Source organism: Streptomyces cyaneofuscatus (genome assembly GCF_042718795.1).
GTDB classification, from domain to species: Bacteria; Actinomycetota; Actinomycetes; order Streptomycetales; family Streptomycetaceae; genus Streptomyces; species Streptomyces cyaneofuscatus_A.
The window spans coordinates 67,362-89,394 of the sequence record NZ_JBHXOX010000026.1 but is presented as its reverse complement, the minus strand read 5'-3'; the positions used below and the strand labels follow the sequence as shown (position 1 = coordinate 89,394).

Sequence of the window (22,033 nt, the reverse complement as noted above, 5' to 3'; positions counted from 1 at the left end):
GTCAGACACGGAGGATCCCGCGCACCGGTTCGGGCGCCCACTCGACGTACTCGACCTCCCCCCGTCCGCGTGGCGGGCGTAGCGGAACCGTCCCGTCGGGCCGCCGGTCGCGGGGGTGGTGACGGCGGCACCGGCGGACGCCAGCGTGGTCTCAAGGACGTCGAGGTCGTCGACGACGACGGTGGCCGAGGCGTGTGCGTACCGCGCGCGTTCCTCGGCCGGTCCCGCGATGGTCGTGGCTGCGCGCCCGTGGGCGCGTGCGGATGTACCGCAGACCGTAGGTGAGCAGGCTCTGACGTGGAAGAACGCACTTTTCGGTGCGCGAGGCACCGGAACTGAACCGTACGGCGCGCGCCGGGGTGTTCTCAGCCCCCCGGCCGCCAGTCCGGCCGGCGGCCGCTGAGGCCGATCACCCGGTCCAGCAGCGGGGCGTCGTCCGGCACCGGGACCGGCGGGCCGAAGATGCCCCCGCGGTCCGGGTCGTCGTCGACCGGGGCGAGCAGGGCCGCGCAGGCGCGCAGTTCGGCCTCCTCGGCCGCGTACGGCTGCCCCGTCGCCCGGGCCAGGTCCCAGCCGTGCACGAGGAGTTCGTCCAGCGCGACGGCCCCCGCCACCTCGCCGGGCAGCTCCACCCCGCCGGCCCGGGTCATGCCCGTCCAGGCGGCGGGGGAGCGCCAGGCCGCCGCCACCTGCTCCAGCCGCCGGGGGAGCACCTCGCGCCACTCGGCGTCGAGCACGGGCAGGGCGGAGTCCGGTGCGACGGCCGTGCTCGCCCCGAGATCCTTGCGGGCCGCGTCACGGAAGGCGGCGGCCAGCCCGCTCAGGTGGGCCAGCAGCTCCCGTACGGAGTAGTCCGGGCAGGGGGTGGGGCCGCCCAGCCGGTCGTCGTCGATCGCGTCGAGCAGGCCGACGACGCGCCGGGCGGCCGGGCCGAGGTCGAGGGCGGGGACAGCGGTGTCGGTCCTGGTGTCGTCGTTCATACAGGGCAGACCGTCCGACGGCCGAGAACTCATCGGCCGGACGCGACAGCAGCTCCGCCCGGCCCGGGCGTGGCGCACACCGTCACATAGCGGAAGGTTCCTCGCCGTCCCCTTGTCGGCGACCCCCGTGCCGTGTCATACAGGTCTGGACCATTGCTGTCCGGATGGAAGGCACCACCGTGCAACGCCCCCACATCTCTGCCACGTTGGCCTGTTCCGCCCTGCTTCTCACCCCCCTCCTCGCTGCCTGTGGCGGCAGCGCCGAAGCCGACACGCAGCCGCCCGCCGTCCCCGCCGGGGTGACCGCACAGGCCAGCAGCTCGACCTCGGTGCACGTCATGTGGGAGCCCGCCTCCGACAACAAGAGGGTCGCGGGTTACGAGGTCTACCGCGGGAAGGCCAAGGTCAAGAGCGTCCCGGCGACCAAGACCATGATCGACGTCAACGGGCTGACGGCCTCCACGGACTACACCTTCACCGTCCGGTCCAAGGACGCCGCCGGGAACCTCTCCTCACCCAGCAAGGCCATCCCGGTCACCACTCAGGCCACCCCGCCCAAGGACGACGAGCCCCCCACCGCCCCGTCGAAGCTGACCGGCAGCGCCGAGGGAAGCCGGGCCGCCACCCTCACCTGGGGCGCGTCCAAGGACGACGTCGGCGTCACCTCGTACGACATCTACCAGGAGGGCTCCCGGATCCACAGCGTCCCGGCCTCCGAGACGAAGGCGAAGCTCACGGGCCTGCGCCCCGGGACCGTCTACACCTTCACCGTCAAGGCCCGGGACGCCTCCGACAAGTCCTCGCCGGACAGCAAGGCGCTCGACCTCACCACCGCCTCCGCCCCCGGTGCCCCCGCGAGCACCGCCCCCACCGGGCTGCGCACCGAGATCGGCAAGGCGGGCGCGGAGTTCACCGTCGACCTCTCCTGGGACCAGCCCGACACCGGCGGGGTGATCCCCGCCTACCAGCTCTACCTGAACGGCAAGCTGACCACCACGATCGTCTGGGGCGGTACGCCCCCGAAGGGCCGGGCCGCCTACCGGCTGAACCTCGCCGACCCGCCCGGCACCCGCTACTCGGTCAAGCTCCGGGCCAAGCTCCCGGACGGCAAGTGGGGTGACTTCTCGGCCCAGCCCACGATCGTCCTGACGGACTGACGCGTCCTGCTCCACCAGCCTTCCCCGTCGTGCGGCCCCTGGCCCCTTATGATCCATTGATCCCGAAATGGACCGAGGGGGCCGAGGGGACCGAAAGGGCTGCACCATGGATCCGGGAGACGACCTGAGCAGCACACGCGCCGACGCGGAGGAGCGGCCCCCGGACGGGAGGAAGTTCACCTTCCCCAGCGCTCTCACCATCCTCGCGGCCGTCACCCTGGCCGTCTGGGCGCTGGCCTTCCTCGTTCCGCCCGGCGCCTACGACCGTGACGGGGACGGCGCCCCGGTCCAGGGCACGTACCACCGGGTCGACGCCGACCAGAGCTTCACCGACCGCCTGAACGACCTCTTCCTCTCCCCGGTCAACGGCCTCTACGGCGTCCAGGACGCGGAGACGGGCGAGGTCGGCCCGGATCTGGCCGGCGAACTGTACGGCAGCGCGGGCGTGTTCCTCTTCGTCCTCGCCATCGGCGCGTTCATCACGGTGGTGTTCGCCACCGGAGCCTTGGACCGGGGCATCGGCCGCCTGGCCCACCGCCTGCGCGACCGCGGCGCGCTGCTCATCGCGGGCGTGATGCTGGTCTTCTCCCTCCTCGGTACGGTCGAGGGCTTCGCGGAGGAGACGCTCGGCTTCTACGGCCTGATCATCCCGCTGATGCTGGCCCTCGGCTACGACCGGATGGTGGCCACCGGCACGATCATCCTCGGCGCGGGCATCGGGGTGCTCTGCTCCACGGTCAACCCCTTCGCCACCGGAGTCGCCTCCTCCGCGGCCGACATCTCGCTCGGCGACGGCATCGTGCTGCGCGGGATCATGTGGGTGGTCCTCACGGCGGTGACGATCACCTACGTCATCCGCTACGCGAACCGGGTCCGCCGGAACCCCGACCGCTCGCTCTCCGGCTTCCTCCCCGGCGACCGCGAACACCGCGCGGCGCAGGCGGCGGAACCCCCGGAGCTGACCCGGCTCCACCAGACCGTCCTCATCCTGGTCACCCTGGTCTTCGCCTTCATGATCTTCTCGGTCGTCCCCTGGGCCGGCGCCCTCACGGGCGACGCCGACGCCACCCCGTACGGCTTCGAGCTCGGCTGGTCCTTCCCGCAGTTGGCCGCCCTCTTCCTGGTCGCGGCGGTCCTGGTCGGCATCGTCGCCCGCTTCGGCGAGCAGCGGCTCAGCGCCACGATCACCCAGGGCGCCGCCGACTTCATCTCACCGGCCCTGGTCATCGTGCTCGCGCGCGGCGTCACGGTCATCATGAACAACGCGCAGATCACGGACACCGTGCTGCACTCCATCGAGGGCGTGGTCTCGGGAACGTCGTCGGCGCTCTTCGCGGTCATCGTCTTCTTCGTCAACCTCCCGCTGGCCTTCCTCATCCCCTCCACCTCCGGCCACGCCACCCTCGCGATGCCGATCCTGGCGCCGCTGGCCGACTTCGCCGGCGTATCCCGCGCGGTGGTCGTCACGGCCTGGCAGTCGGCGAGCGGCTGGATGAACCTCTGGGTCCCGACGACCGCCGTCACCATCGGCGGGGTCGCGCTGGCGAAGGTCGGCTACGACAAGTACCTGCGGTTCGTCTGGCCCCTGCTGGCGATCCTGGCCGTGCTGATCTGCGGGTTCGTGGCACTGGGGGCGGTCTGGACGTGAAGGGGCGCCAGCTCCGGCCGGGTCGTGTTCGAGGCCGCCGGCCCCGGAACGCCGGCGTGAGGCCGACCGTGCGTGTCAGAGCGAGGCCCTGCTCTTCAGCGCCGGTCCCACCAACTGGCGCAATTTCGCTCGTGTGGCCGCGTCGGTCGAATACAGCACGGTTCCGACCATGCCGCGCGTCATCAGCACCTTGTACGTGTTCCTGATCAAGCGGCCGACATCGGCGTCAGACGTGGACTTCTTGAAGGCGGGATCCTTTGAAGCCGTCCGGTCGGTGACCCAGCCGTCACCGCGCCACAGCAGGTCAGGGCCCAGGATCACTCCGCTCCAGTCGTACTCGAAACCCTGCGCGGTGTACACGCAGCCGACTTGTCCGAACCCCGCCGGGTCTGTGGCCCACAGCGCGGCCGGAGGCGCGCCCGCGACCGACCTCTCGCCGAAGACGTTCCAGGGCCGCTCCCAGGACCCGATGACAACATCGGCGGGAAGAGCCTGGCCGGGCGGAACCTTCTTGGTCCACTTCCAGCAGTACCCGGCCGACATGCGTGCCCCGAACCCCTGTGCGCGACGGTCGTTGAGGAACTCTTCCATCTCTTCGGGGCTCTCAGCCACGAAGAGCTGCATCTTGTCGTCCGGCTCCCACGGAACGGGGCCGCCGGCTTCCAGGCCCAGCAGGCGGACGGTCCAATTCAGGTAGGCGTCACTGCCTCCGCATCTGAACTGGCTGTCCAGCGGTACTACGTGGCAGTCCAGCCCCTTCGAGGCAGCGGCCGCCCTGATCTCCGTGACGGTTCCCATCTCTCCCGGCCGCACCACCTGGTGCTCGTCGAGGAGGAAGACCGGCACACGTGCCGCGTCGATGAGCTCCTCGACCTGAGCCTTCCCAGTGCGGTTGCCCGCCGGTGTGTACCGGTTCGCCGAGGTCTCCCGCATACGGTGGGCCTCGTCGCAGATCAGCACGTCGAGGCCGTTTCGCTCGGCGGTCATGAAGCTGTTGAAGTACTTGAAGAGATCCTGGACCTCACGCTTGCGCGCGCCCGCCACTTTGCGCATGGTCGTGGTGAACGACTGGGACCCGGTGGCGTGCAGAGCTGTGGTTCCCTGCCGGTACAACTCGCCGAGCAAGGAGAGCGCGATGACGCTCTTCCCCGTTCCCGGGCCGCCGGTGATGACGACTACTTCCTTCTGATCGGCCCGCTTCGCCCGCCGAACCGCGTTGAGTACCGTCCGGTAGGCCACCCGCTGCTCGTCCAACAGGACGAACTGCTCCCGTTCGCGTACCTCCTGGGCTGCCACAGCCATCAACTGCTTGGACGGACCGACCCTTCCGGCCAACAACTGGTCGGCGGCGTCAGCTCCGGAGGCCGGCCCCAACTTCGTCCGCAAGTAGGTGATGAACTCAGCACGCCGCGCGCCGATGAACAGTTGCCCATACGCGTCCTGCTCCGTCTCGAACAGTCCTGCCACGCCGAATTCGGTCGCATTGTGCAGATATGCGGCCCCGTTGATCCGGTGCGGGTGCTCGGCGAGCGCTCCGTTGAAGGCGACCAGATACGCGCAGTAGGCGCGCACCTGGTCGATGGGGTGAAGCAGGGGCCTGCTGTGCCTGTCGATGCGGCACAGCGCAGGGTCCTCGTCGTCCGGTTCGGCGCTGCTCCACTGCTTGAGTTCCACGACCACATACGACGGTTCGCCCGTCGCGGGGTGCACGCCCGCCAGTACCGCGTCGGCCCGCTTGCTGTTCAGCGGCAGTCCGTACTCCAGCAGCACTTCGACATGGTCGAGACCCGCTTCGACGAGTGCGTTGGCCAGTGCCGGGATGCTGCGCTCCCAGGACCGCGCCTCGGACGGACTGGGCTTGTGGCCGTGCAGATGGACGAACTGTTCGGCCAGCCGGAGGAAGAGGGAGCCGGACAGGCACTCGGCGGCGACTGCGGCGGCGGACTCGCGGAAAAGCAAGAGATGCTCCCAGGCAGCACGAAGGAACTCGTGCGGGTGGGGGCGTGTCCTTCGAAACTCCGCCGGAGCGAAGCGGAAGCCCGGCGGGCCGCGATGACGATTATTCGAACTCTATCGTGAGCTGTTCGGCGACAGTACGTTCGGCTGCCGTGGCCACCTGCGGGAGCTTGCGCTTCTTGGGCTTCGCCAAGGGCGAATCGGCGACTGTCCCGGCGATCAGTCTGCGCAGGGCGTTTCGGGTGTCCGTGTCCTCGGAGTAGAGGACGATGCCGCTTCGGGCTCGCGTCAGCAGAACGTGATAGGCGTGCCGAACAAGCCGGTCCACCTTCTCGTCACTGACCGACTTCCGCTTCAGCTTGCTGTCGTGGTTCCTGTCCCGGTTTACGACAAACCGACCGTCCTTCCAGACGAGATCCGGCCCGATGATGACACCGGTCCAGTCGAACTCGAAGTTCTGGGCTGTGTAGATACATCCGATCTGTCCGAAGCCTCGGGGGTCGGTCGCCCATTGGCTCGACACCGGGATGTCGTCCAGGCGGACACCGTCCTTGGCGTTCCACGGTCTGTGCCAATCTCCGATTCGGACTTCGACGAGCAATTCGTCGCCCGGGGGATTCTTCCATTCCCAGCAGAACCCGGCGGTCATGCGTGCTTGAGATCCATCCTCTGCCATACGCTGCGCGAGGAAGGACTCCATGTCCTCAGGGGTCTCGGCGAGCCGTACATCGATGCGACCGTCCGGTACCCAAGCGGGGGCGGTCGTCGCTCGGAGGCTGAGCAGTTTCGTCACCCACTCGCGGAACGCGATGCTGCCCTCGGCACGAAACATCCCGGGCAGTTCGATGACCTCCCAGTCGCAGCCGCAGGCCTGGGCGCGCTCGACCAGATAGTCGACGGTGCCGACCTCGTCCGGGCGGAGGGACTGCCAGTCGTCGAGCAGGAAGACCGGCATCTCGGCGGCGCGGATGAGTTCGTCGGCCTGTGGCAGACCACGTTCCTTGACCCACTTCTTGACGTCCCTGCCGTCCGATTTCTCCCTCACCCTGTGGGCCTCGTCACAGATGAGCACTTCTACCGAGTTCTCGTCCAATTCGCCGAACTGCTGGAAGTACCGGTAGTCCTTTCGTGCCTGCTTGGCAGCGGCCCCCCGCTTGCCGTACGGGGCGGAGTCCTCAGCCGCCTTGCGCAAGTTGTTGGTGAAGGACCGGGAGCCGCTGGCGTGGACGACGTGGTGCCCTTCCTGCTTCAGCGAACGCAGGAGTTCCACTGCTACAGCGGTCTTCCCGCTGCCGGGGCCGCCCTGGATGATGACGACCTTCTTGCGACTGCCCTGGGCGCCGCCGGCCCGTACCTTCTGTCGTACCTCCTGGAAGGCGATCTCCTGCTCCTTCTGGAGTGCGAACACCGGGTGGGGGCTGCCGACCCGGCTGAACGCTTCGCTCGAGGAGGGGGCTTCGTACTGCTGAGCCTGGCACAACACATCCGCCGCGTGGGAGCCGGGGAAGCCGGGGTCGAGCCGCGACGCGATGAACGCCTTGAACTCGTTGAGGCGGTCCCTCGTGTACAGGCGCCCATGGTCGCTCTGGGGCAGATCGAAGAGCGAGCCGACCTCGTGGCTGGCGTTGTGGAGCAGCGCGACGCCGGCGATCCGCCGGCGTTCGGCGCGCAGTGGTGCGAGGTGGTGGACGAGGTACTCGCAGTAGCGCTGCACCTGGCGTACGGGATGAAGTTTGGGTTTGTCGTACCCGGCGTCAACCGCGATCGGGTTCGTCGGCGAGACCACCGCCTTGTGCCACTGCTTGAGCTCGATGACGACGTACGACAGGTCCTCGGTCACCGGATGCTGCCCGGCCAGGATGACATCGGCATCCCCGGCCATGCCCGGCGTCGAGTACTCGATGAGGACCTCGACCGACTCGAGGCCGAGGGCGACGAGTGCGTGGATGACCTCCGGCAGACTGTGATCCCAAGAAGCGATCAGGCCCTTGTTCGGTGGTTTTTTGTTGGGGTGGGACTGAACGTACTCGTTGATCAGCCTCTCGGTGAGAGGAAGGTGCTCGCGCCCTACGGGGTTGATGAGCGATTTCAGTTCAGCGGCTGACTTCCTGAGCAGCACAGGTATTCCCCACAGGCACGACAGATTCTCGTGCGGGTGGGGGCGTTTCCTGAACGGAAGCCCGGCGGGCCGCAATGACTTTCGAGGTACCCTAACCGGACTCCGGCGCCCTTGAAAAACAGTTGACTGTCCGGGACGCCCTCGCGGCGGTGGTTCTGCGTTTCCTCGGCGCGAGTCGGCCGCGCCGCGCGCTGGATCGACTCATGCGCGACGGCCGGAAGGCGGAGGTCCCCGGACCCACCGCCCCTCGGCTAGCCGAGAAGGTGCGCTGCCGCCTGGACGGCGGTCCATACCAGGTCCGAGCCGAAACTCACAGCGACTCCCATGAGGAGGTCGCGGACCCACTGGCGACGTGCAGGCGTGTGCTTGGAGTGAGTCATGTGGGAGCAGCTCCTTCGGAGAGTCGAGCGGCAGGGAAGGCTCCCTACCGGGAACTTTCCGCACTCACCGATGTGAGACCGCCCCACCACCGAGAATCCGTCCTGACACATGACCGAAACCGGCACACCCTCCGGGGAGGATGCAGCGCACGACTACGCTATCTCACGCCTCCGGCGGAAGATTTGAAGGCTTGGCAGGAAAGGGCGGCAGGAGGAACGGTCCGCCAGGCGCCGATTCGCGCGGCGGACTCTCGGGGCTGCTGCCTGGAATCATGGCACTTCTGACCAGGTGGGTTTTTTCTCCCGCTTGGGCGGTCCGGGGATCATGCGTCATCCTGGGGCGGCGGCAACGCGGCCGAGGCGATGAGCACGGGGGTGCGGCACCACGATGGTTCCGGGAACGGTGGGGCAGTTGGCCATCCTGCTGGTGCTCGTGCTGCCCGGCGTCTTCTACCAGGCGGTACGGGAGCGGCTGCGCGGCGCGCTCGCCAGTGAGCAGGAGCCGCAGAACCGGCTCGTACGGGCCATCGCCGCGAGCGCCCTTCTCGACACCCTGTACGCGGTGGTCGCGGGGCCCTGGCTGGTGCGGCTGCTGGCCGGGGGAGGGGAGGGGCCCGTCGCGGGTGTGCTGCGGCAGCCCCGTCAGGCGGGGCTCGCCGCGCTGCTGCTGATCGTCGTCGTGCCGTCCGCGCTGGCCTGGGCGGAGGCTGCCTGGGGGAGGCGGCGTGCGGTGGCCCGGTACGAGCCGACGCCGACGGCCTGGGACGCCCTCTTCACCGGCCGCGGGTCCTGCTTCGTCCGGGTGCGGCTCAGGAGCGGTCTGTGGGTGGGGGGTTGGCTCGGTTCGCGGTCGGCCGTCTCGGCGTATCCACAGCCGGGCGACCTCTATCTGCAGGCGCAGTACCGGATGGGGCCCGACGGCAGCTTCCTCGGGAGGATGCCGGGTACGGCGGGCGTGTATGTGCGAGCGGCCGATGTGGAAGTGCTGGAGGTACTGCTGCCGCCGTCGGCGGGAGCGGACGGAGGGAGTGACCGGTGACGAGGAAACACGGGACGGGCGACGGCGGGGCAGACGGCGGCGGGAAGCAAGCGGCGGGAGACGACGCCGAGTTGGCGGCGCTGGTCGCGGAGTTCTCCTTCCGCAAGACCTATCGGCCCACCGATGAGCTGGCCGAGCCGGACGAGGTGCCGCACGGGCCCTCGGGCACGGCGATGGGGGAGGTCGCGCCCACCGCTCAGACGGCCCCGGAGCCCGAAGCGCCCTGAGCACCCGTCGACGTCGGCTCAGGGGCCCGTGTGGATGTGTGCCGCCCACAGGTGCGGTGCCTGTGTGTAGCGGTCGCGCAGGGCCCTGACCGGGCGGTGCAGGGCCGTGGCCGGATCGATGGGGCGGCCCCGGGCGAGGTCCTCGGCGAGCGCGGCGTAGAACTCCTCGGTGAGGTGCGTCGCCAGTTTGTCGGCGACGGGCCACAGGGTGCCGATCACATGCGGGTATCCGGCCAGTTGGAAGGAGGAGGCCAGGTGCACCGACTCGTCCGACAGCGTGATGCCGCCCTGGGCCGCGGAGCAGGCGGACAGCACGGCGAGCTCGGGGTTCCCCGGGCGCTGGGCCGCCGCGTCGGACGCGGCGAGCCGTCCGTCGTACAGGATCAGCCCGCTCCGTGACGGGTTGAGCAGTTCGCTGACCCCGTGGCAGCTGAAGTGGACCCACGGGTGGGCCTCCAGCGCCCGGCCGACCGCCTCCACCGTGGCATCGGGCCCGGCCAGCAGCCGCCCCGCCGGGAACAGCTCCATGAGCAGCTCCACCTCCCGCGACACCCCCGGCAGCGGCGCGGCCCCCGGCGTCTCGGCGAGGGCGACGACCAGCGGCGAGGGGCGCCCGGACCCGCCGGAGGCACGACCGGCGCGGGCCCGGACCAGGGCCCGGAGGGTCGGGGTGTACGAGGAGACGGCACGGTCGAGAACCCAGGTGCCGGAGTCCGCCGCACCGCGACCGGCGGCGTGCAGCGGCAGGAAGGACAGCCGGCCGGTGGGGCACCACCACAGGCGGGGCCAGGGACCGTCGTCACCCGGTACGGAGTCCAGGCCGAGGTGTTCGAGTACGGGTGCGGCCACGGCGTCCCAGAGCCAGCCCAGTGTGCCGGAGAGCGTACGCATCATGGCGACGGCCTCGTCGACACCCTTCTCCCCGTACGCCGTGTCCACGCCCCCGATGAACTCCGCCGACCGCGCGACGGTGGCCTCCAGCGTGAGGCCGGGCAGGGGGACCACGTCGATCCCGGCGTCGGCGGTCACCACGAGGGCGTCGCAGCGGTAGGTGCTGACATTGACGACCACCACCGGCCCCTCGGCGGCGGCGGCCACCAGCTCCGCCGCGGAGGGCGGCCTCAGGAAGTCATCGAGCCCCGGCAACTCCCTTATCTCCGCGATGAGCTGCTCCCAGCGCCGGGCCAGGGCGTGCCGGGCCTCGGCGATCACGCCCGCCTCCTGGGCCCCGTGGAACGGGGCCGCCGGGCCGCCGACCCCGGGGGCCGGCGCCGGGGAGGGCCGGGCCGGCTCGCTCAGCCGGTCGCGTATCCGCTCGAACTCGGCCGCGAGGCCCGGAGCGAGGGTGTGCAGCCGCGACACATCGGCCCGGTCCTCCAGCCCCTGGGCCAGCAGCACCCCCCGGCCCTGTTCGAGGAGGGCGAGGGCCCGGCCCGGCGCACCCTGGTCGATCGCCAGCGCGGCGGCGTCGCTCGCCAGGCCCTCGCTGACCAGCAGCCGCGCCTCCTGGTCGGCCCGGGCGAGGCTGCGCGGGGCGATGCCGGGCAACAGGCCGACGGCGTACGCGTACCCCTCCAAGGCCTCCGCGTCGTGCCCCGCCTTCGCCGCGGCCCGCCCCCAGGCGTGGGCGGCCCGGATCCTGGCCCCGAGAGGGGCGACCGGACTGTGTGCGCCGTCGCGGGCGCCCCGGGCCACCTCCAGCAGGTCGACCCGGTCTCCCAGCGCCGTGCGGGCCAACCGCACCCAGGCCAGCAGCGTCTGGGAGGGGCCGTGCTGCGCATGGTCCGCGGTCGTGCCCGCGAGGGCCTCCCGGGCGGCGGCCTCCGCCCGGTGCAGCGCCTGCCGGGCGACCTGCTCGTCGTGCTCCCGCGCCAGGGTGGCGAGGATGGTGCAGGCGCTCGCGAGCTTCTGCAGGGCGTACGGGCGCGCGGGGTGCTGCTCCGCCAGCCCGGCGACCACCTCTTCGAGGACCCGCCGGGCCTCGTCGGCGGTGCGCGGATCCTCGTCGTGGTGGGCCCTGTTGGTCAGCAGGACCCCCAGGTTGATGCCGGCCATCTCGGCGCCCGCGCGGTCGCCGTGTTCGACGGCCATGGCCTCGCGCAGGAGCCCGGCCGCCTCGTCGGCGGCGGACGGGTCGCCGACGGTCTCGTACCAGCAGCGCAGCGCCTCGGCGAGGTTGTTCAGGTGCAGGGACCGCTCCACCCCCGTAGCCGGGCTCTCCCGCACCGCGCGGCGCAGCACCGTCACGGCCTCGGCGAGCCAGACGCGGTTGCCGGTGGCCAGGCCGCGGTTCATGAGGGCGCTGCCCAGGTTGGTGAGCGCCATGCCGCGGCGCATCGTGAGCACCTGCGTCACGGCCTCGCGCAGCGTGGCGACGGCCAGGTCCATGAGCCTCTCGTCGCCGCTGTCGACGGCCCGGCTCCACCGGACGTAGCCGAGGCCGGTGAGGAGGGTGCCCCGCAGACTCGATGCCACCGGTCGCCGGGCGGCGAGGGCGGCCTCGTAGTGCCGCACGGCCTCGTCGCTCCACCGCACGTCACCGGAGCGGCGGTAGAGGGCCCCCAGGCTGTTGGCGAGGCCGAGCAGGGCCTGGGGCGAGGGCGGTCCCGCCGCCATGGCGACGGCCTCCCGGTGACACCGTACGGAATCCTCCAGCGCAGCGTCGTCGGCGGTGAGCCGGGCGAGGTTGCGCAGGGCGTCCCCGAGGGCCGAGCGGCAGTCCGCCCCGCTGTACGTGGACGCGTCGGAGGCGGCCACCGCCCTGCGCAGCACCGCGACGCCCTCCTCCAGCGCCTCGGCGTCCGAGCGGAACTCGGCGAGAGCCAGCAGGGCCTCACCGAGGCCCAGGAGGAGATGTACGGAGAAGGGGTCCTGCGCCGACGACAGCGCGACGGCCTCCCGCTGGGCGGCCACCGCCTCGGGCAGGAGCTCGGTGCGACCGGAACACGTGGCGATGCTCAGCAGGCCGAAGCCGATGTTCGACCGGCGTACGGCGCTCTCGGCGCGGGGGAGCGGAGCGTGCCGCACCTCCTTGCGCAGCAACCGCACCCCTTCCTCGTACAGGGCCGCGTCGTTCGTCTCGTCGGCCCGGTCCATGAGGGCGTGGGTGTACTCCGCATGGCGGTCCCAGTACTCCGGGCCGTGGGCCCGGAGCATCCCGAGGCCCCGGAGCATCTCCTCGCGCCCGCTCCGCCAGGCCGCGTCGTCGTCCGCCCCGGCGCGCCGGGCCAGCGCCGCCCCGAGGGCGAACCGGGTGGTGGCCCGGAAGCCGGCGCTGGGAGGAGGCAGGGCGAGGCACTTGTGGTAGCAGTCGACGGCCTCGTCGAGGCCGTCGGCGCCGCCGGGGATCTCCAGGCAGCGCCCCAGCGCCAGCAGGATGCGGGCCCGCTCGGCGGAGCGGGCCGGGACCTGTGCGGCAAGGGTCCGGAGCAGCGTGACCGGGGCGTCGAGTTCCCCGGGGTCGCCGGGCTCCCCGGTGGCCATGAGATGCCGGACGGTCCGCTTCCACAGCAGCTCCGCGAGCCCGGTGGCGTGGAGCACCTGCCGGTCCGCGTCGTCGTCCGGCGCGCACCGGGTCGCCCGGCGGGCCTGGGCGACGGCTTCGTCCAGGTCGTCCATGGAGCCCGTCGCCGTGTACCTCGCGTCCAGCACCTGGGAGAGGGTGTAGTGCGCCCGGGCGCGCACCGGGTGCCCGGGCGGGGTGGCGTCGAGGGCCTCGCGGGCCGTGTCGTACGCCTCGTCGAGGAGCCCTGGGCGGTTGGTGCGGGCGGCCGCTCCGACCAGCATCAGCCCGAGGTTGATGAGGTAGGTGGCGCGCTCGAAGGCGTTCGGGGCGGTGGCCGCGGCCTCGCGGCAGGCGGTGAGACCCTCCTCGTGGAGCGCGTCCTCCTCGTGGAGTTCGTCCTCGTGGAGCGCGACCTCCTCGTGGAGTTCGTTCTCCCCGTGGAGTTCGTCCTCCTCGCGGCGTGCGTCGCCGCCACCGCTCGCGACGGCCTCCGCGAAGAGGGCCACGCCCAGGTCGGAGAGGAGCGCGGCGCGGTTGGCCACGACGGTGTCCGGCTCCGCGAGGGCCGTGCGCAGCAGGTCGACGCCCTCGGAGCGCAGCGCGGGATCGTCCAGGTGGTCGGCGGCGAGGCACAGCGCGGAACCGAGGGTGGCGCGGTGCTGTGCGCGGTGCGGACTGTCCTCCGTGCAGAGCTCCACCGCCTTCCGCAGTTCGGCGACCGACTCACGCATCGCGTCCATGTCCCCGGTCACGTCGGCCAGGTGGCGGAGCGTGTGCCCGAAGTTGCCGTGTCTGCGGGCCTGTTCGTCCCGGTCCCCGGGGGCGCAGGCCACGGCGGCGCGGCCCGTGCCGACGGCGTCGATGAGCGCCTGGCGGCCGGCGCCGTCCTGGAATCCGTAGAAGAGGACGAGCCCCAGGTCCGACAGGCAGATGCCCTGCTCGACGCTGCCCTGTCCGGACACGGTGGCGGCGTGCCGCAGCAGGATCTCGGCCATACGCAGGACCCCGGGGTCGCGGCCCTGCTGGAAGACCGTCATCATCCCGACCCCGGCCTCGTACGCCAGGCCGGGGTGGGTCGCGGCCCCGTCCGGCTCGCCGGACAGCGTGGCGAACAGCGGGCGCAGCCCGAGCGGCACCCGCTCGGGTTCCTGTTCGTGGACCACGCCGAACCGGAGCAGCGCGGTGGCGAGCGCCCCTCGGTCGGCCGCGCCCCGGGCGGCGTACCGGAACAGGTCGGCGTATCCGAGCGCCAGGACGCCGAGGGCCCATGCGCTCCCGTCGGGGAGGGTGAGGGAGCCGAGCACCTCCTCGGCCGCCCGCGCGGCCTCCGGCCCGGCGAACCACTCCAGGACGCCGGGCTCGGCGTCCACGCGCTCGGCCTGTCGCAGGATGCGGCGGGCGGCGTCCTCGGCCCTCATCGGCGTCATCGCTCCCCCGTCGTGTCGGCCTGCCACGGTCCCGGCGGGGCGGACGCCGGTACCGCGATCACCCTACTGATGCTGATGCCGCATGCATCTGGCGGTCCGTCACTTCAGTTATGGCCGAATGTCCTTGTGGACCCGGTACACCTCCGCGAGGCTGTCGCCCATGACCGTCGACGAGGCATGGGACCACATCGAGGACTGGCTCCGCGCCAACGCCCCCGCCACCCACGCGGAACTCCCGCCTCCGGCCGGCGCCGACGGGATCCGGGCGGCGCAGGACGCGATCGGCTGCGCGTTCCCGGACGGGCTGACGGCCTCGCCGGCGTGGCGCGGCACGACGGGTCGGGCGGGTTCGTTCTTCCGCCCCTTCACCGGCTCCACGGCACCCGCCTGATCGTGACGGAGTACCGCGCGTACCGGCGAGCGGATCAGGCGCGGAGCCTGCGGACACCGTCATGGCGTGGGACATGCGGGAGCTGAACCGGCGCTACGGATTCGGGTGAGGGAGCGGGGCGGATCGGGCGCCGACGCCCGGGGCAGCCGACATGAAGACCGCCCCGCCCCCCGGTGCTGTGCGGTACCGGGGGGCGGTGCGGTGCGGTGCGGTGCGGAGCTCGTACGGGGTCAAGGCGTCAGCGGAGCTGCTCGTACGCGGGCAGCGTCAGGAAGTCCGCGTAGTCCTGGTCCAGGGAGACCTGGAGCAGCAGGTCGTGGGCCTGCTGCCACTTGCCCGCGGTGAAGGTCTCCTCGCCGATCTCCTCGCGGATCGCGGCCAGTTCCTCGGCGGCGACCTTGCGGGCCAGGTCCGCCGTCGCGTGCTCGCCGTTCTCGAAGACCACGTCCGCGTTGATCCACTGCCAGATCTGGGAGCGGGAGATCTCGGCGGTGGCCGCGTCCTCCATCAGGTTGAAGATGGCGACCGCGCCCAGGCCCCGCAGCCAGGCCTCGATGTAGCGGATGCCGACCGCGACGGCGTTGCGCAGGCCCTCGTACGTGGGCTTGGCGTCGAGCGTGTCGATGGCGATCAGGTCGCCCGCCGCCACCGAGACGTCCTCGCGGAGGCGGTCCTTCTGGTTCGGCTTCTCGCCGAGGACCGCGTCGAAGGAGGCCAGGGCGATCGGGACCAGGTCGGGGTGGGCGACCCAGGAGCCGTCGAAGCCGTCGTTCGCCTCGCGGTCCTTGTCGGCCTTGACCTTCTCGAAGGCCACCTTGTTCACCTCGGCGTCGCGGCGCGAGGGGATGAAGGCCGCCATGCCGCCGATCGCGTGCGCGCCGCGCTTGTGGCAGGTGCGGACCAGGAGTTCGGTGTACGCCCGCATGAACGGGGCGGTCATCGTCACCGCGTTGCGGTCCGGCAGGACGAACTTGGCGCCGCCGTCACGGAAGTTCTTGACGATGGAGAAGAGGTAGTCCCAGCGGCCGGCGTTCAGCCCGGAGGCGTGGTCGCGCAGCTCGTAGAGGATCTCCTCCATCTCGTACGCGGCGGTGATCGTCTCGATCAGGACCGTCGCGCGGACGGTGCCCTGCGGGATGCCGACGTAGTCCTGGGCGAAGACGAAGATGTCGTTCCAGAGGCGGGCCTCCAGGTGCGACTCCGTCTTCGGGAGGTAGAAGTACGGGCCCTTGCCGAGGTCGATCAGGCGCTGGGCGTTGTGGAAGAAGTACAGGCCGAAGTCGACCAGCGCGCCGGGCACCGGGGTGCCGTCGAGCTGGAGGTGGCGCTCGTCCAGGTGCCAGCCGCGCGGGCGGGTGACGACGGTGGCGAGCTCGTCGGCGGGCTTCAGCGCGTACGACTTGCCCGACTTCGGGTCGGTGAAGTCGATGCGGCGCTCGTAGGCGTCGGTCAGGTTGAGCTGGCCGAGGATCACGTTCTCCCAGGTGGGAGCGGAGGCGTCCTCGAAGTCGGCGAGCCAGATCTTCGCGCCCGAGTTGAGCGCGTTGATCGTCATCTTGCGGTCGGTCGGACCGGTGATCTCCACCCGGCGGTCGTTCAGCGCGGCCGGGGCCGGCGCGACCTTCCAGGAGTCGTCCGCGCGGACCGCCGCCGTCTCGGGCAGGAAGTCCAGCGTGGAGGTGCGGGCGATCTCGGCGCGGCGCTCGGTGCGCCGGGCGAGCAGCTCATTGCGGCGCGGCGTGAACTGCCGGTGCAGCTCGGCCACGAACGCGAGGGCCGCGTTGGTCAGGACCTCATCCTGCCGGGGCAGGGGCTCGGCATCGACGATGGCCAGCGTGGACGGCGCTGGTGCGGACATGAGCTGTCACTCCTTCAGCGGGCGGCGGCGTCTCATGGCCGCCGGGTCGCCTGATACGGCACGGCGTGCCATGGGCTCCGAGATACGGCCGTGGGTGCCGTCTGAGGTTCAGAGGGCTTCTGACCAGTGGATAGTAGTTTCCTCATGGTGGAAGTTCAATGGTTTGTTGATGTCGAGATTCTCCGGGTCGACAGAAACGGGGGGCCGGCGGCGCAGCGTGCCAGGGCGGATACGGAGGGTTGGTCCTCACGGTTGGTTCTCAGGGTTGGTTCTCAAAGTTGGTTCTCAAATTGGTTCTCAAAGTTGGTCCACATCACTCCAGATGGCCCAGGTCCTCCGCCGTGTCGATGTCGTACGCCTCCGCCACATCCGAACACTCCACCAGCGTGATCGCATCGCGGTGCTCCCGCAGATACGCCCGCGCCCCCTGGTCACCCACCGCCCCCGCCGCGATGTCCGCCCACCGGTCCGCCCCGAACAGCACCGGATGGCCGCGCTCCCCGTCGTACGCGGCGGCCGCCAGGCTCGTCCGCGACCGGTACGCGCCCCGCACCCGCGCCACCGCCTCCGCGCCGATCCCCGGCTGGTCCACCAGCAGGACGAGCGCGGCGTCCGCCCCCGTACCGCTCAGGGCCGCCAGGCCCAGCCGGAGCGAGGGGCCCATGCCCTCCTCCCACCCCGGGTTCACGGTCACCGCCGAACCCGTCAGATCGGCCCGGGCCCGCACCTCGTCGGCCGCCGCGCCCAGCACCACATGAAGCGGGCCGCAGCCGCCGTTGCGCAGGGCCCGCAGGGCGTGCTCCACCAAGGGGCGGCCGCGGTGCTCCAGCAGGGCCTTGGGGCGGCCGCCGAGCCGCCGGCCGCCGCCCGCGGCGAGCAGCACCCCCGCCACCTTGGGATTCTTCGCATGAGAAGCCATGGGCCCTGGATACCACCGAGCCGTTCGCACACGCGACACGCATGTCACTCTCAGGGGTAACCCTGATTTCTTTCCGTGGGCTGGCGCGCACAGCCTGTCATGGCGTTAACTTGCGGGCGGACCCCGGTACTTGGCCACCGCCCCGGGGTTCGGGTCACACCGGCACACGGATGTGCGAGGGGGAGTGCTGTGTTGCGAAGCGTGGGGCAGAAGCGGGTCACCGGCAGCGGCGAGGACCCGAGGGTGGCCGAGCTGCGCATAGCCGTCTCCCGGCTCCGCCGGGAACTGGCCGCGCTCTCCTACGACTTCTCCGACCGCCCCATCGCCGAGGAGGAGCTCGCCGCACTCGACGCCATGGCGGTCGGCGGCGTCCCGGAGATCCCGCGCATGCGCAGCTCGCTGCTGCTGATCGCCGGTTCCATCGGCTCGGTCAGCGCCCTCGCCGCCGCACTGCGCGACGTACGCAACGCGGTGGACCTCTTCGGGGAGCCGCCGCGCGGGTGAGGCGGGGCGTCGTCCCGTTGACTCAGCGGCGGATCAGCCTGCGGGCCGTCGCCGCCGCGACCGCCGCCGTACGGGAGTCGACGCCCAGCTTCGCGTAGATGTGCACCAGGTGGGACTTGACCGTGGCCTGGCTCAGGAACAGCTTCTTGCTGATCTGGAGGTTGGACAGGCCCTCCCCGACCAGGTGCAGCACCTCCAGCTCCCGCCGCGTCAGCGCCTCGGCGGGCGTCCGCATCCGGTCCATCAGCCGGTGGGCCACCGACGGGGCGAGCGCGGAGCGGCCGGCCGCCGCCGTGCGCACCGCGGCCGCCAGCTCCTGCGGGGGCGCGTCCTTCAGGAGATAGCCGCTCGCGCCCGCCTCGACGGCCGCCAGGATGTCGGCGTCGGAGTCGTACGTGGTGAGGACCAGGACACGGGGGCCGCCCTCCGCGCCCGTGATGGCCGCCGTGGCTTCGGAGCCGTGCATTCCGGGACCCGGGCCGAACTGGAGGTCCATGAGCACGACGTCGAACCCGCCCGCCGCCGCCAGCGCCACGGCCTCCTCGGCGGTGGACGCCTCGCCCGCGACCCGGAAGTCCGGCTCGGTGTCCAGGACCGCGCGCAGCCCCGCCCGGACGACGGGGTGGTCGTCGGCGAGCAGCAGCCGGATGACGTCGTTCACGCGGCACGCTCCTGACTCCGCCGCGGACCTGCCAGCGGCAGCGTGACCGCCAGCGCCGTGCCCTGGCCCGGCGCCGACTCCACGCTCAGCGTGCCGCCCAGCGTCGCCGCCCGCGACCGCATCGCGGGCAGCCCGAAACCGCCGTCACCGCGCTCGGCGACCGGCGCGCCCGACGGCTCGAACCCACGCCCGTCGTCCACCACGTCCAGCGCCACGGAGGTGTCCATGAAGCTCAGCGTGATCTCCGCCCGGCCCGCCCGCGCATGGCGCACCGTGTTGGCCAGCGCCGACTGAGCGGTCCGCAGCAGCGCCACCTCGTACGGCGTCGGCAGCGCCACCGGCGTACCGCTGACCGCGAACCGTACGGTGAGGTCCGGCCCGGTCGTCCGCGCGGAGAGCCGTTCCAGCGCGGCCGCCAGCGAACCGTGCTCCAGATCCGGCGGCGTCAGCGCCCGTACGAAGGAACGCGCCTCGGCCAGGTTGGCCTGCGCGGCCTCCCGGGCGGCGCGGACATGCGCGGTGGCCGGGGCGTCCCCGGGCAGCGTGCGCTCGGCCGCGCGCAGCAGGAGCTGGATGCTGGACAGGCCCTGGGCGAGCGTGTCGTGGATCTCCCGGGCGAGGCGCTCGCGCTCGGCGAGGGTGCCCGCCATGCGTTCCGCCTCGGCCAGCTCCGCCCGGGTGGCGACCAGCTCCACGATCAGCTCGCGCCGCCGCTCGCTCTCGCGGAACAACGCGTCGTACCCGAGGACCGTGGCGACGGCGACGGCCGCACCGAGCAGCGGGCCGATGAACGCGCCCGGGGCGATCTCCTGCCGGTGCCCGACGAAGCTGGTGATCGCGGCCGCCGCGGTGACGACGACGGCGGGCACGCCCCAGCGGACGGGCAGCAGGTGCAGTTGGAGGAAGTAGAGCGGGAAGGCGACCCACAGGGCGTCGGGGGAGAGGACGAGCAGCGCGAGCCAGAGGGCGCAGAGCGCGGCCAGCCAGGTGGCGGCGGCCGTGGTGCCGGGGCGCACGGACGCCCCCTTCCGTACGGAGGCGGCGCGGGCCCCCTTCCGTACGGAGGCGGCGCGGGCCCCCGTTCCGGTGTGCGTCCCCGTTCCGGTGTGCGCCTCCGTTCCGGTGTGCGCCTCCGTTCCGGCCTGCGCCTCCGTTCCCGCGCGTGCTCCTGCCCCCGCTTCTGCGGGTGGCACCGGCGACCCCGCCAGCGCCCCCACCCCGTACACCCCCGCCATCACCACCGTCAGCGCCACGACCGCCCCCGCGTGCGGCGCGCCCTCACCCACCGCGCGCACCGCCACCAGCGCCAGCAGGCCGGTCAGCAGCGCGTGCAGACAGAGCCGCAGGGCAGCGGTGACGGGGGTGTGCGAACGCGAATCCATGGTCCGTCCAGCGTAGCGGCGGCCCTCGCGCGGCCGGTCAATCGAAAGGTTGATCTGTGAACCGCCCCCCGCGCGATGTTTCCCCACCCCGGACAGTCGACGATGGACCCATGTTCGTCGCATGGAGAGACCTCCGGTTCGCCAAGGGCCGGTTCGCCCTCATGGGGTCGGTCGTGGTCCTGATCACGCTGCTCGTGGGCCTGCTGTCCGGTCTGACGGCCGGCCTGGCCCGGGAGAACGTCTCGGCCGTCACCGGTCTGGACGCCGACCACCTCGCGTTCGCCGCCCCGCGCGGGGACCAGTCGGTGTCCTTCACCAACTCGACCGTCCGCGAGGACGACTGGCGGGCCTGGGCGGAGCGCCCCGGCGTCGAGGCCGCCCAGCCGCTGGGCATCCGGACCCTGAACGCCACCGCCCCCGGTGACCGTACGGCCCCGGTCTCGGCCTTCGGCGTCGAACCGGACGGGACGCTCGCACCCGAGGGGCCGGAAGGCATCGGTCCGGGGCGTGTCGTGCTCTCCGAGAAGGCCGCCGAGGAGCTGGGCGCCGCCACCGGCGACAGGATCGCGCTCGGCCGGGCGGAGCGCGAGGTCGCCGCTGTCGCGGGCGACGCCTCGTACAGCCACACGCCCGTCGTCTGGACGACGCTCGACGACTGGCAGCAGATCGGCCACGACGGCGCCGGGCCCGCCGAACAGGCCACCGTCATCGCTCTGACCACCGCGCCCGGCGCCGATCTGGCGGCCGGGGACGAGGCGGCCAAGACCCGTACGCTCTCCCTCGACGACTCCCTCACCGCGATCGGCTCCTACCAGGCCGAGAACGGCTCGCTGCAACTGATGCGGGGCTTCCTCTTCGCCATCTCCGCCCTCGTCATCGGCGCCTTCTTCACCGTCTGGACCATCCAGCGCAGCGGCGACGTCGCCGTACTGAAGGCGCTCGGCGCCTCCACCCCGTACCTCCTGCGCGACGCGCTCGGGCAGGCGGTCGTGATGCTCGTCATCGGTACGGGGCTCGGGACCGCGCTCGCCGCCGGGGCCGGGGTCCTGATCGGCGGGGGACCGGTGCCGTTCGTGCTGGACGCGGCGACCGTCCTGGTCCCCGCCGCCATCATGATCGCCCTCGGCGCCCTCGGGGCCGGCCTCTCCATCCGGCGGATCACCGCCGTCGACCCCCTCACCGCACTCGGGAGTGCCCGATGACGCTCACCCTCACCGACGTGACCCTCACCTACCCGGACGGCGAGGGCCGGCTCACCGCCCTGGACCGGGTCTCGCTGGACGTCCCGGCGGGCACGCTCACCGCCGTCGTCGGGCCGTCGGGCTCCGGCAAGTCCAGCCTGCTGGCCGCCGCCGCGACCCTGGTCACCCCGGACTCCGGCGAGGTCGTCGTGGCCGGTACGAGGACGGGCCCGCTCATCCCGGCGGCGCGGGCGGCCCTGCGCCGGGAGCACATAGGCATCGTGTTCCAGCAGCCCAACCTGCTGCCCTCACTCACCGCCGCCGAGCAGCTCCAGGTGATGGCCCATCTGTCGGGCGGCCGGACCCGGGAAGCCCGCCGCCGGGCGCTGGAGCTGCTGGACGCGGTGGGCCTGGCGGAGAAGGCGGACCGGCGGCCGCACCAGCTCTCGGGCGGTCAGCGCCAGCGGATCAACATCGCCCGCGCCCTGATGAACGAGCCCGAGGTGCTCCTCGTCGACGAGCCGACCAGCGCCCTCGACCACGAGCGCGGAGCGGCCGTACTGGACCTGCTGGCCACCCTGACCCGGGAACGCGCCACCGCGACGGTGCTGGTCACGCACGACCGGGCGCACCTGGACCGGATGGACCGCACGGTGACGATGGACGACGGGCGGCTCACCGTACCGGCGCGGGTCTGAA

The 22,033-nt window shown here is 71.9% G+C and carries 17 protein-coding genes and 1 pseudogene; 8 read left to right on the top strand and 10 right to left on the bottom strand.

Features of this window, described 5'->3' with window-relative positions; genetic code table 11:
• Position 1: 1 nt before the first annotated feature.
• A pseudogene (locus ACFWRT_RS27580) lies at positions 2–231 on the bottom strand (VOC family protein); the annotation flags it as partial.
• 134 nt (positions 232–365) lie between these two features.
• Positions 366–980, bottom strand: coding sequence for a TIGR03086 family metal-binding protein (locus ACFWRT_RS27575; protein WP_380952934.1), 615 nt, complete (start codon positions 978–980; stop codon positions 366–368).
• A gap of 164 nt (positions 981–1,144) precedes the next feature.
• Between ACFWRT_RS27575 and ACFWRT_RS27570 the strand changes: the two genes are divergently transcribed.
• Together ACFWRT_RS27570 and ACFWRT_RS27565 are read left to right on the top strand one after the other, a co-directional pair.
• Positions 1,145–2,137, top strand: coding sequence for a fibronectin type III domain-containing protein (locus ACFWRT_RS27570; RefSeq protein ID WP_380952933.1), 993 nt, complete (start codon positions 1,145–1,147; stop codon positions 2,135–2,137).
• A 106-nt stretch (positions 2,138–2,243) separates the two neighbouring features.
• The gene (locus ACFWRT_RS27565) at positions 2,244–3,785 is read left to right on the top strand and encodes a YfcC family protein (protein WP_380952932.1); all 1,542 of its coding nucleotides are present in this window, start codon (positions 2,244–2,246) and stop codon (positions 3,783–3,785) included.
• 75 nt (positions 3,786–3,860) lie between these two features.
• On the opposite strand, the gene ACFWRT_RS27560 is transcribed toward ACFWRT_RS27565, so the two are convergent.
• From ACFWRT_RS27560 to ACFWRT_RS27550, 3 genes are all read right to left on the bottom strand, one after another.
• Positions 3,861–5,744, bottom strand: coding sequence for a DNA/RNA helicase domain-containing protein (locus ACFWRT_RS27560; RefSeq protein WP_380952931.1), 1,884 nt, complete (start codon positions 5,742–5,744; stop codon positions 3,861–3,863).
• A 100-nt stretch (positions 5,745–5,844) separates the two neighbouring features.
• The gene (locus tag ACFWRT_RS27555) at positions 5,845–7,860 is read right to left on the bottom strand and encodes a DNA/RNA helicase domain-containing protein (RefSeq protein ID WP_380952930.1); all 2,016 of its coding nucleotides are present in this window, start codon (positions 7,858–7,860) and stop codon (positions 5,845–5,847) included.
• A gap of 251 nt (positions 7,861–8,111) precedes the next feature.
• The gene (locus ACFWRT_RS27550; protein WP_380952929.1) at positions 8,112–8,240 is read right to left on the bottom strand and encodes a DUF6408 family protein; all 129 of its coding nucleotides are present in this window, start codon (positions 8,238–8,240) and stop codon (positions 8,112–8,114) included.
• Between the two features lie 388 nt (positions 8,241–8,628).
• Here ACFWRT_RS27550 and ACFWRT_RS27545 point away from each other — a divergent pair, with 388 nt between their 5' ends.
• Together ACFWRT_RS27545 and ACFWRT_RS27540 are read left to right on the top strand one after the other, a co-directional pair.
• Positions 8,629–9,279, top strand: a complete 651-nt coding sequence (locus ACFWRT_RS27545) for a DUF6338 family protein (protein WP_380952928.1) — start codon at positions 8,629–8,631, stop codon at positions 9,277–9,279.
• Positions 9,276–9,506 carry a hypothetical protein gene (locus ACFWRT_RS27540; RefSeq protein ID WP_380952927.1) on the top strand — a complete coding sequence of 77 codons (231 nt, stop codon included), beginning with the start codon at positions 9,276–9,278 and terminating at the stop codon, positions 9,504–9,506. Before ACFWRT_RS27545 ends, ACFWRT_RS27540 begins: the two co-directional genes overlap by 4 nt.
• An 18-nt stretch (positions 9,507–9,524) precedes the next feature.
• Here ACFWRT_RS27540 and ACFWRT_RS27535 read toward each other — a convergent pair whose 3' ends face one another.
• Positions 9,525–14,438 carry a CHAT domain-containing protein gene (locus tag ACFWRT_RS27535; RefSeq protein WP_380952926.1) on the bottom strand — a complete coding sequence of 1,638 codons (4,914 nt, stop codon included), beginning with the start codon at positions 14,436–14,438 and terminating at the stop codon, positions 9,525–9,527.
• Positions 14,439–14,598: 160 nt separating this feature from the next.
• Between ACFWRT_RS27535 and ACFWRT_RS27530 the strand changes: the two genes are divergently transcribed.
• Positions 14,599–14,829 (top strand): SMI1/KNR4 family protein, encoded by a 231-nt coding sequence (locus tag ACFWRT_RS27530; protein ID WP_380952925.1) that lies wholly within the window; start codon positions 14,599–14,601, stop codon positions 14,827–14,829.
• A gap of 238 nt (positions 14,830–15,067) precedes the next feature.
• Here ACFWRT_RS27530 and aceB read toward each other — a convergent pair whose 3' ends face one another.
• Entirely contained in the window at positions 15,068–16,687 is a 1,620-nt protein-coding gene (gene aceB, locus ACFWRT_RS27525; protein WP_380952924.1) for a malate synthase A, read from the bottom strand.
• A 313-nt stretch (positions 16,688–17,000) separates the two neighbouring features.
• On the bottom strand, positions 17,001–17,606 hold the full coding sequence (locus tag ACFWRT_RS27520) for a nucleotidyltransferase family protein (protein ID WP_380952923.1): 606 nt from the start codon (positions 17,604–17,606) through the stop codon (positions 17,001–17,003).
• Between the two features lie 201 nt (positions 17,607–17,807).
• On the opposite strand from ACFWRT_RS27520, the gene ACFWRT_RS27515 reads away from it, so the two are divergent.
• Positions 17,808–18,110 (top strand): DUF5955 family protein, encoded by a 303-nt coding sequence (locus ACFWRT_RS27515; RefSeq protein WP_380952940.1) that lies wholly within the window; start codon positions 17,808–17,810, stop codon positions 18,108–18,110.
• 22 nt (positions 18,111–18,132) lie between these two features.
• On the opposite strand, the gene ACFWRT_RS27510 is transcribed toward ACFWRT_RS27515, so the two are convergent.
• Entirely contained in the window at positions 18,133–18,771 is a 639-nt protein-coding gene (locus ACFWRT_RS27510) for a response regulator (protein ID WP_380952922.1), read from the bottom strand.
• On the bottom strand, positions 18,768–20,153 hold the full coding sequence (locus tag ACFWRT_RS27505; protein WP_380952921.1) for a sensor histidine kinase: 1,386 nt from the start codon (positions 20,151–20,153) through the stop codon (positions 18,768–18,770). The genes ACFWRT_RS27510 and ACFWRT_RS27505 overlap by 4 nt, the downstream gene beginning before the upstream one ends.
• A 110-nt stretch (positions 20,154–20,263) precedes the next feature.
• Here ACFWRT_RS27505 and ACFWRT_RS27500 point away from each other — a divergent pair, with 110 nt between their 5' ends.
• Positions 20,264–21,355, top strand: coding sequence for an ABC transporter permease (locus ACFWRT_RS27500; protein ID WP_380952920.1), 1,092 nt, complete (start codon positions 20,264–20,266; stop codon positions 21,353–21,355).
• Entirely contained in the window at positions 21,352–22,032 is a 681-nt protein-coding gene (locus tag ACFWRT_RS27495) for an ABC transporter ATP-binding protein (RefSeq protein ID WP_380952919.1), read from the top strand. Before ACFWRT_RS27500 ends, ACFWRT_RS27495 begins: the two co-directional genes overlap by 4 nt.
• The last annotated feature ends 1 nt before the right edge of the window (position 22,033 follow it).

What these genes read in the sequence shown, in the direction of transcription:
- ACFWRT_RS27575 (WP_380952934.1), bottom strand. Translation starts at nt 980, where the DNA reads ATGAACGACGACACCAGGACCGACACCGCTGTCCCCGCCCTCGACCTC.
- ACFWRT_RS27570 (WP_380952933.1), top strand. Translation starts at nt 1,145, where the DNA reads ATGGAAGGCACCACCGTGCAACGCCCCCACATCTCTGCCACGTTGGCC.
- ACFWRT_RS27565 (WP_380952932.1), top strand. Translation starts at nt 2,244, where the DNA reads ATGGATCCGGGAGACGACCTGAGCAGCACACGCGCCGACGCGGAGGAG.
- ACFWRT_RS27550 (WP_380952929.1), bottom strand. Translation starts at nt 8,240, where the DNA reads ATGACTCACTCCAAGCACACGCCTGCACGTCGCCAGTGGGTCCGCGAC.
- ACFWRT_RS27545 (WP_380952928.1), top strand. Translation starts at nt 8,629, where the DNA reads ATGGTTCCGGGAACGGTGGGGCAGTTGGCCATCCTGCTGGTGCTCGTG.
- ACFWRT_RS27535 (WP_380952926.1), bottom strand. Translation starts at nt 14,438, where the DNA reads ATGACGCCGATGAGGGCCGAGGACGCCGCCCGCCGCATCCTGCGACAG.
- ACFWRT_RS27530 (WP_380952925.1), top strand. Translation starts at nt 14,599, where the DNA reads ATGACCGTCGACGAGGCATGGGACCACATCGAGGACTGGCTCCGCGCC.
- aceB (WP_380952924.1), bottom strand. Translation starts at nt 16,687, where the DNA reads ATGTCCGCACCAGCGCCGTCCACGCTGGCCATCGTCGATGCCGAGCCC.
- ACFWRT_RS27520 (WP_380952923.1), bottom strand. Translation starts at nt 17,606, where the DNA reads ATGGCTTCTCATGCGAAGAATCCCAAGGTGGCGGGGGTGCTGCTCGCC.
- ACFWRT_RS27505 (WP_380952921.1), bottom strand. Translation starts at nt 20,153, where the DNA reads ATGGATTCGCGTTCGCACACCCCCGTCACCGCTGCCCTGCGGCTCTGT.
- ACFWRT_RS27500 (WP_380952920.1), top strand. Translation starts at nt 20,264, where the DNA reads ATGTTCGTCGCATGGAGAGACCTCCGGTTCGCCAAGGGCCGGTTCGCC.
- ACFWRT_RS27495 (WP_380952919.1), top strand. Translation starts at nt 21,352, where the DNA reads ATGACGCTCACCCTCACCGACGTGACCCTCACCTACCCGGACGGCGAG.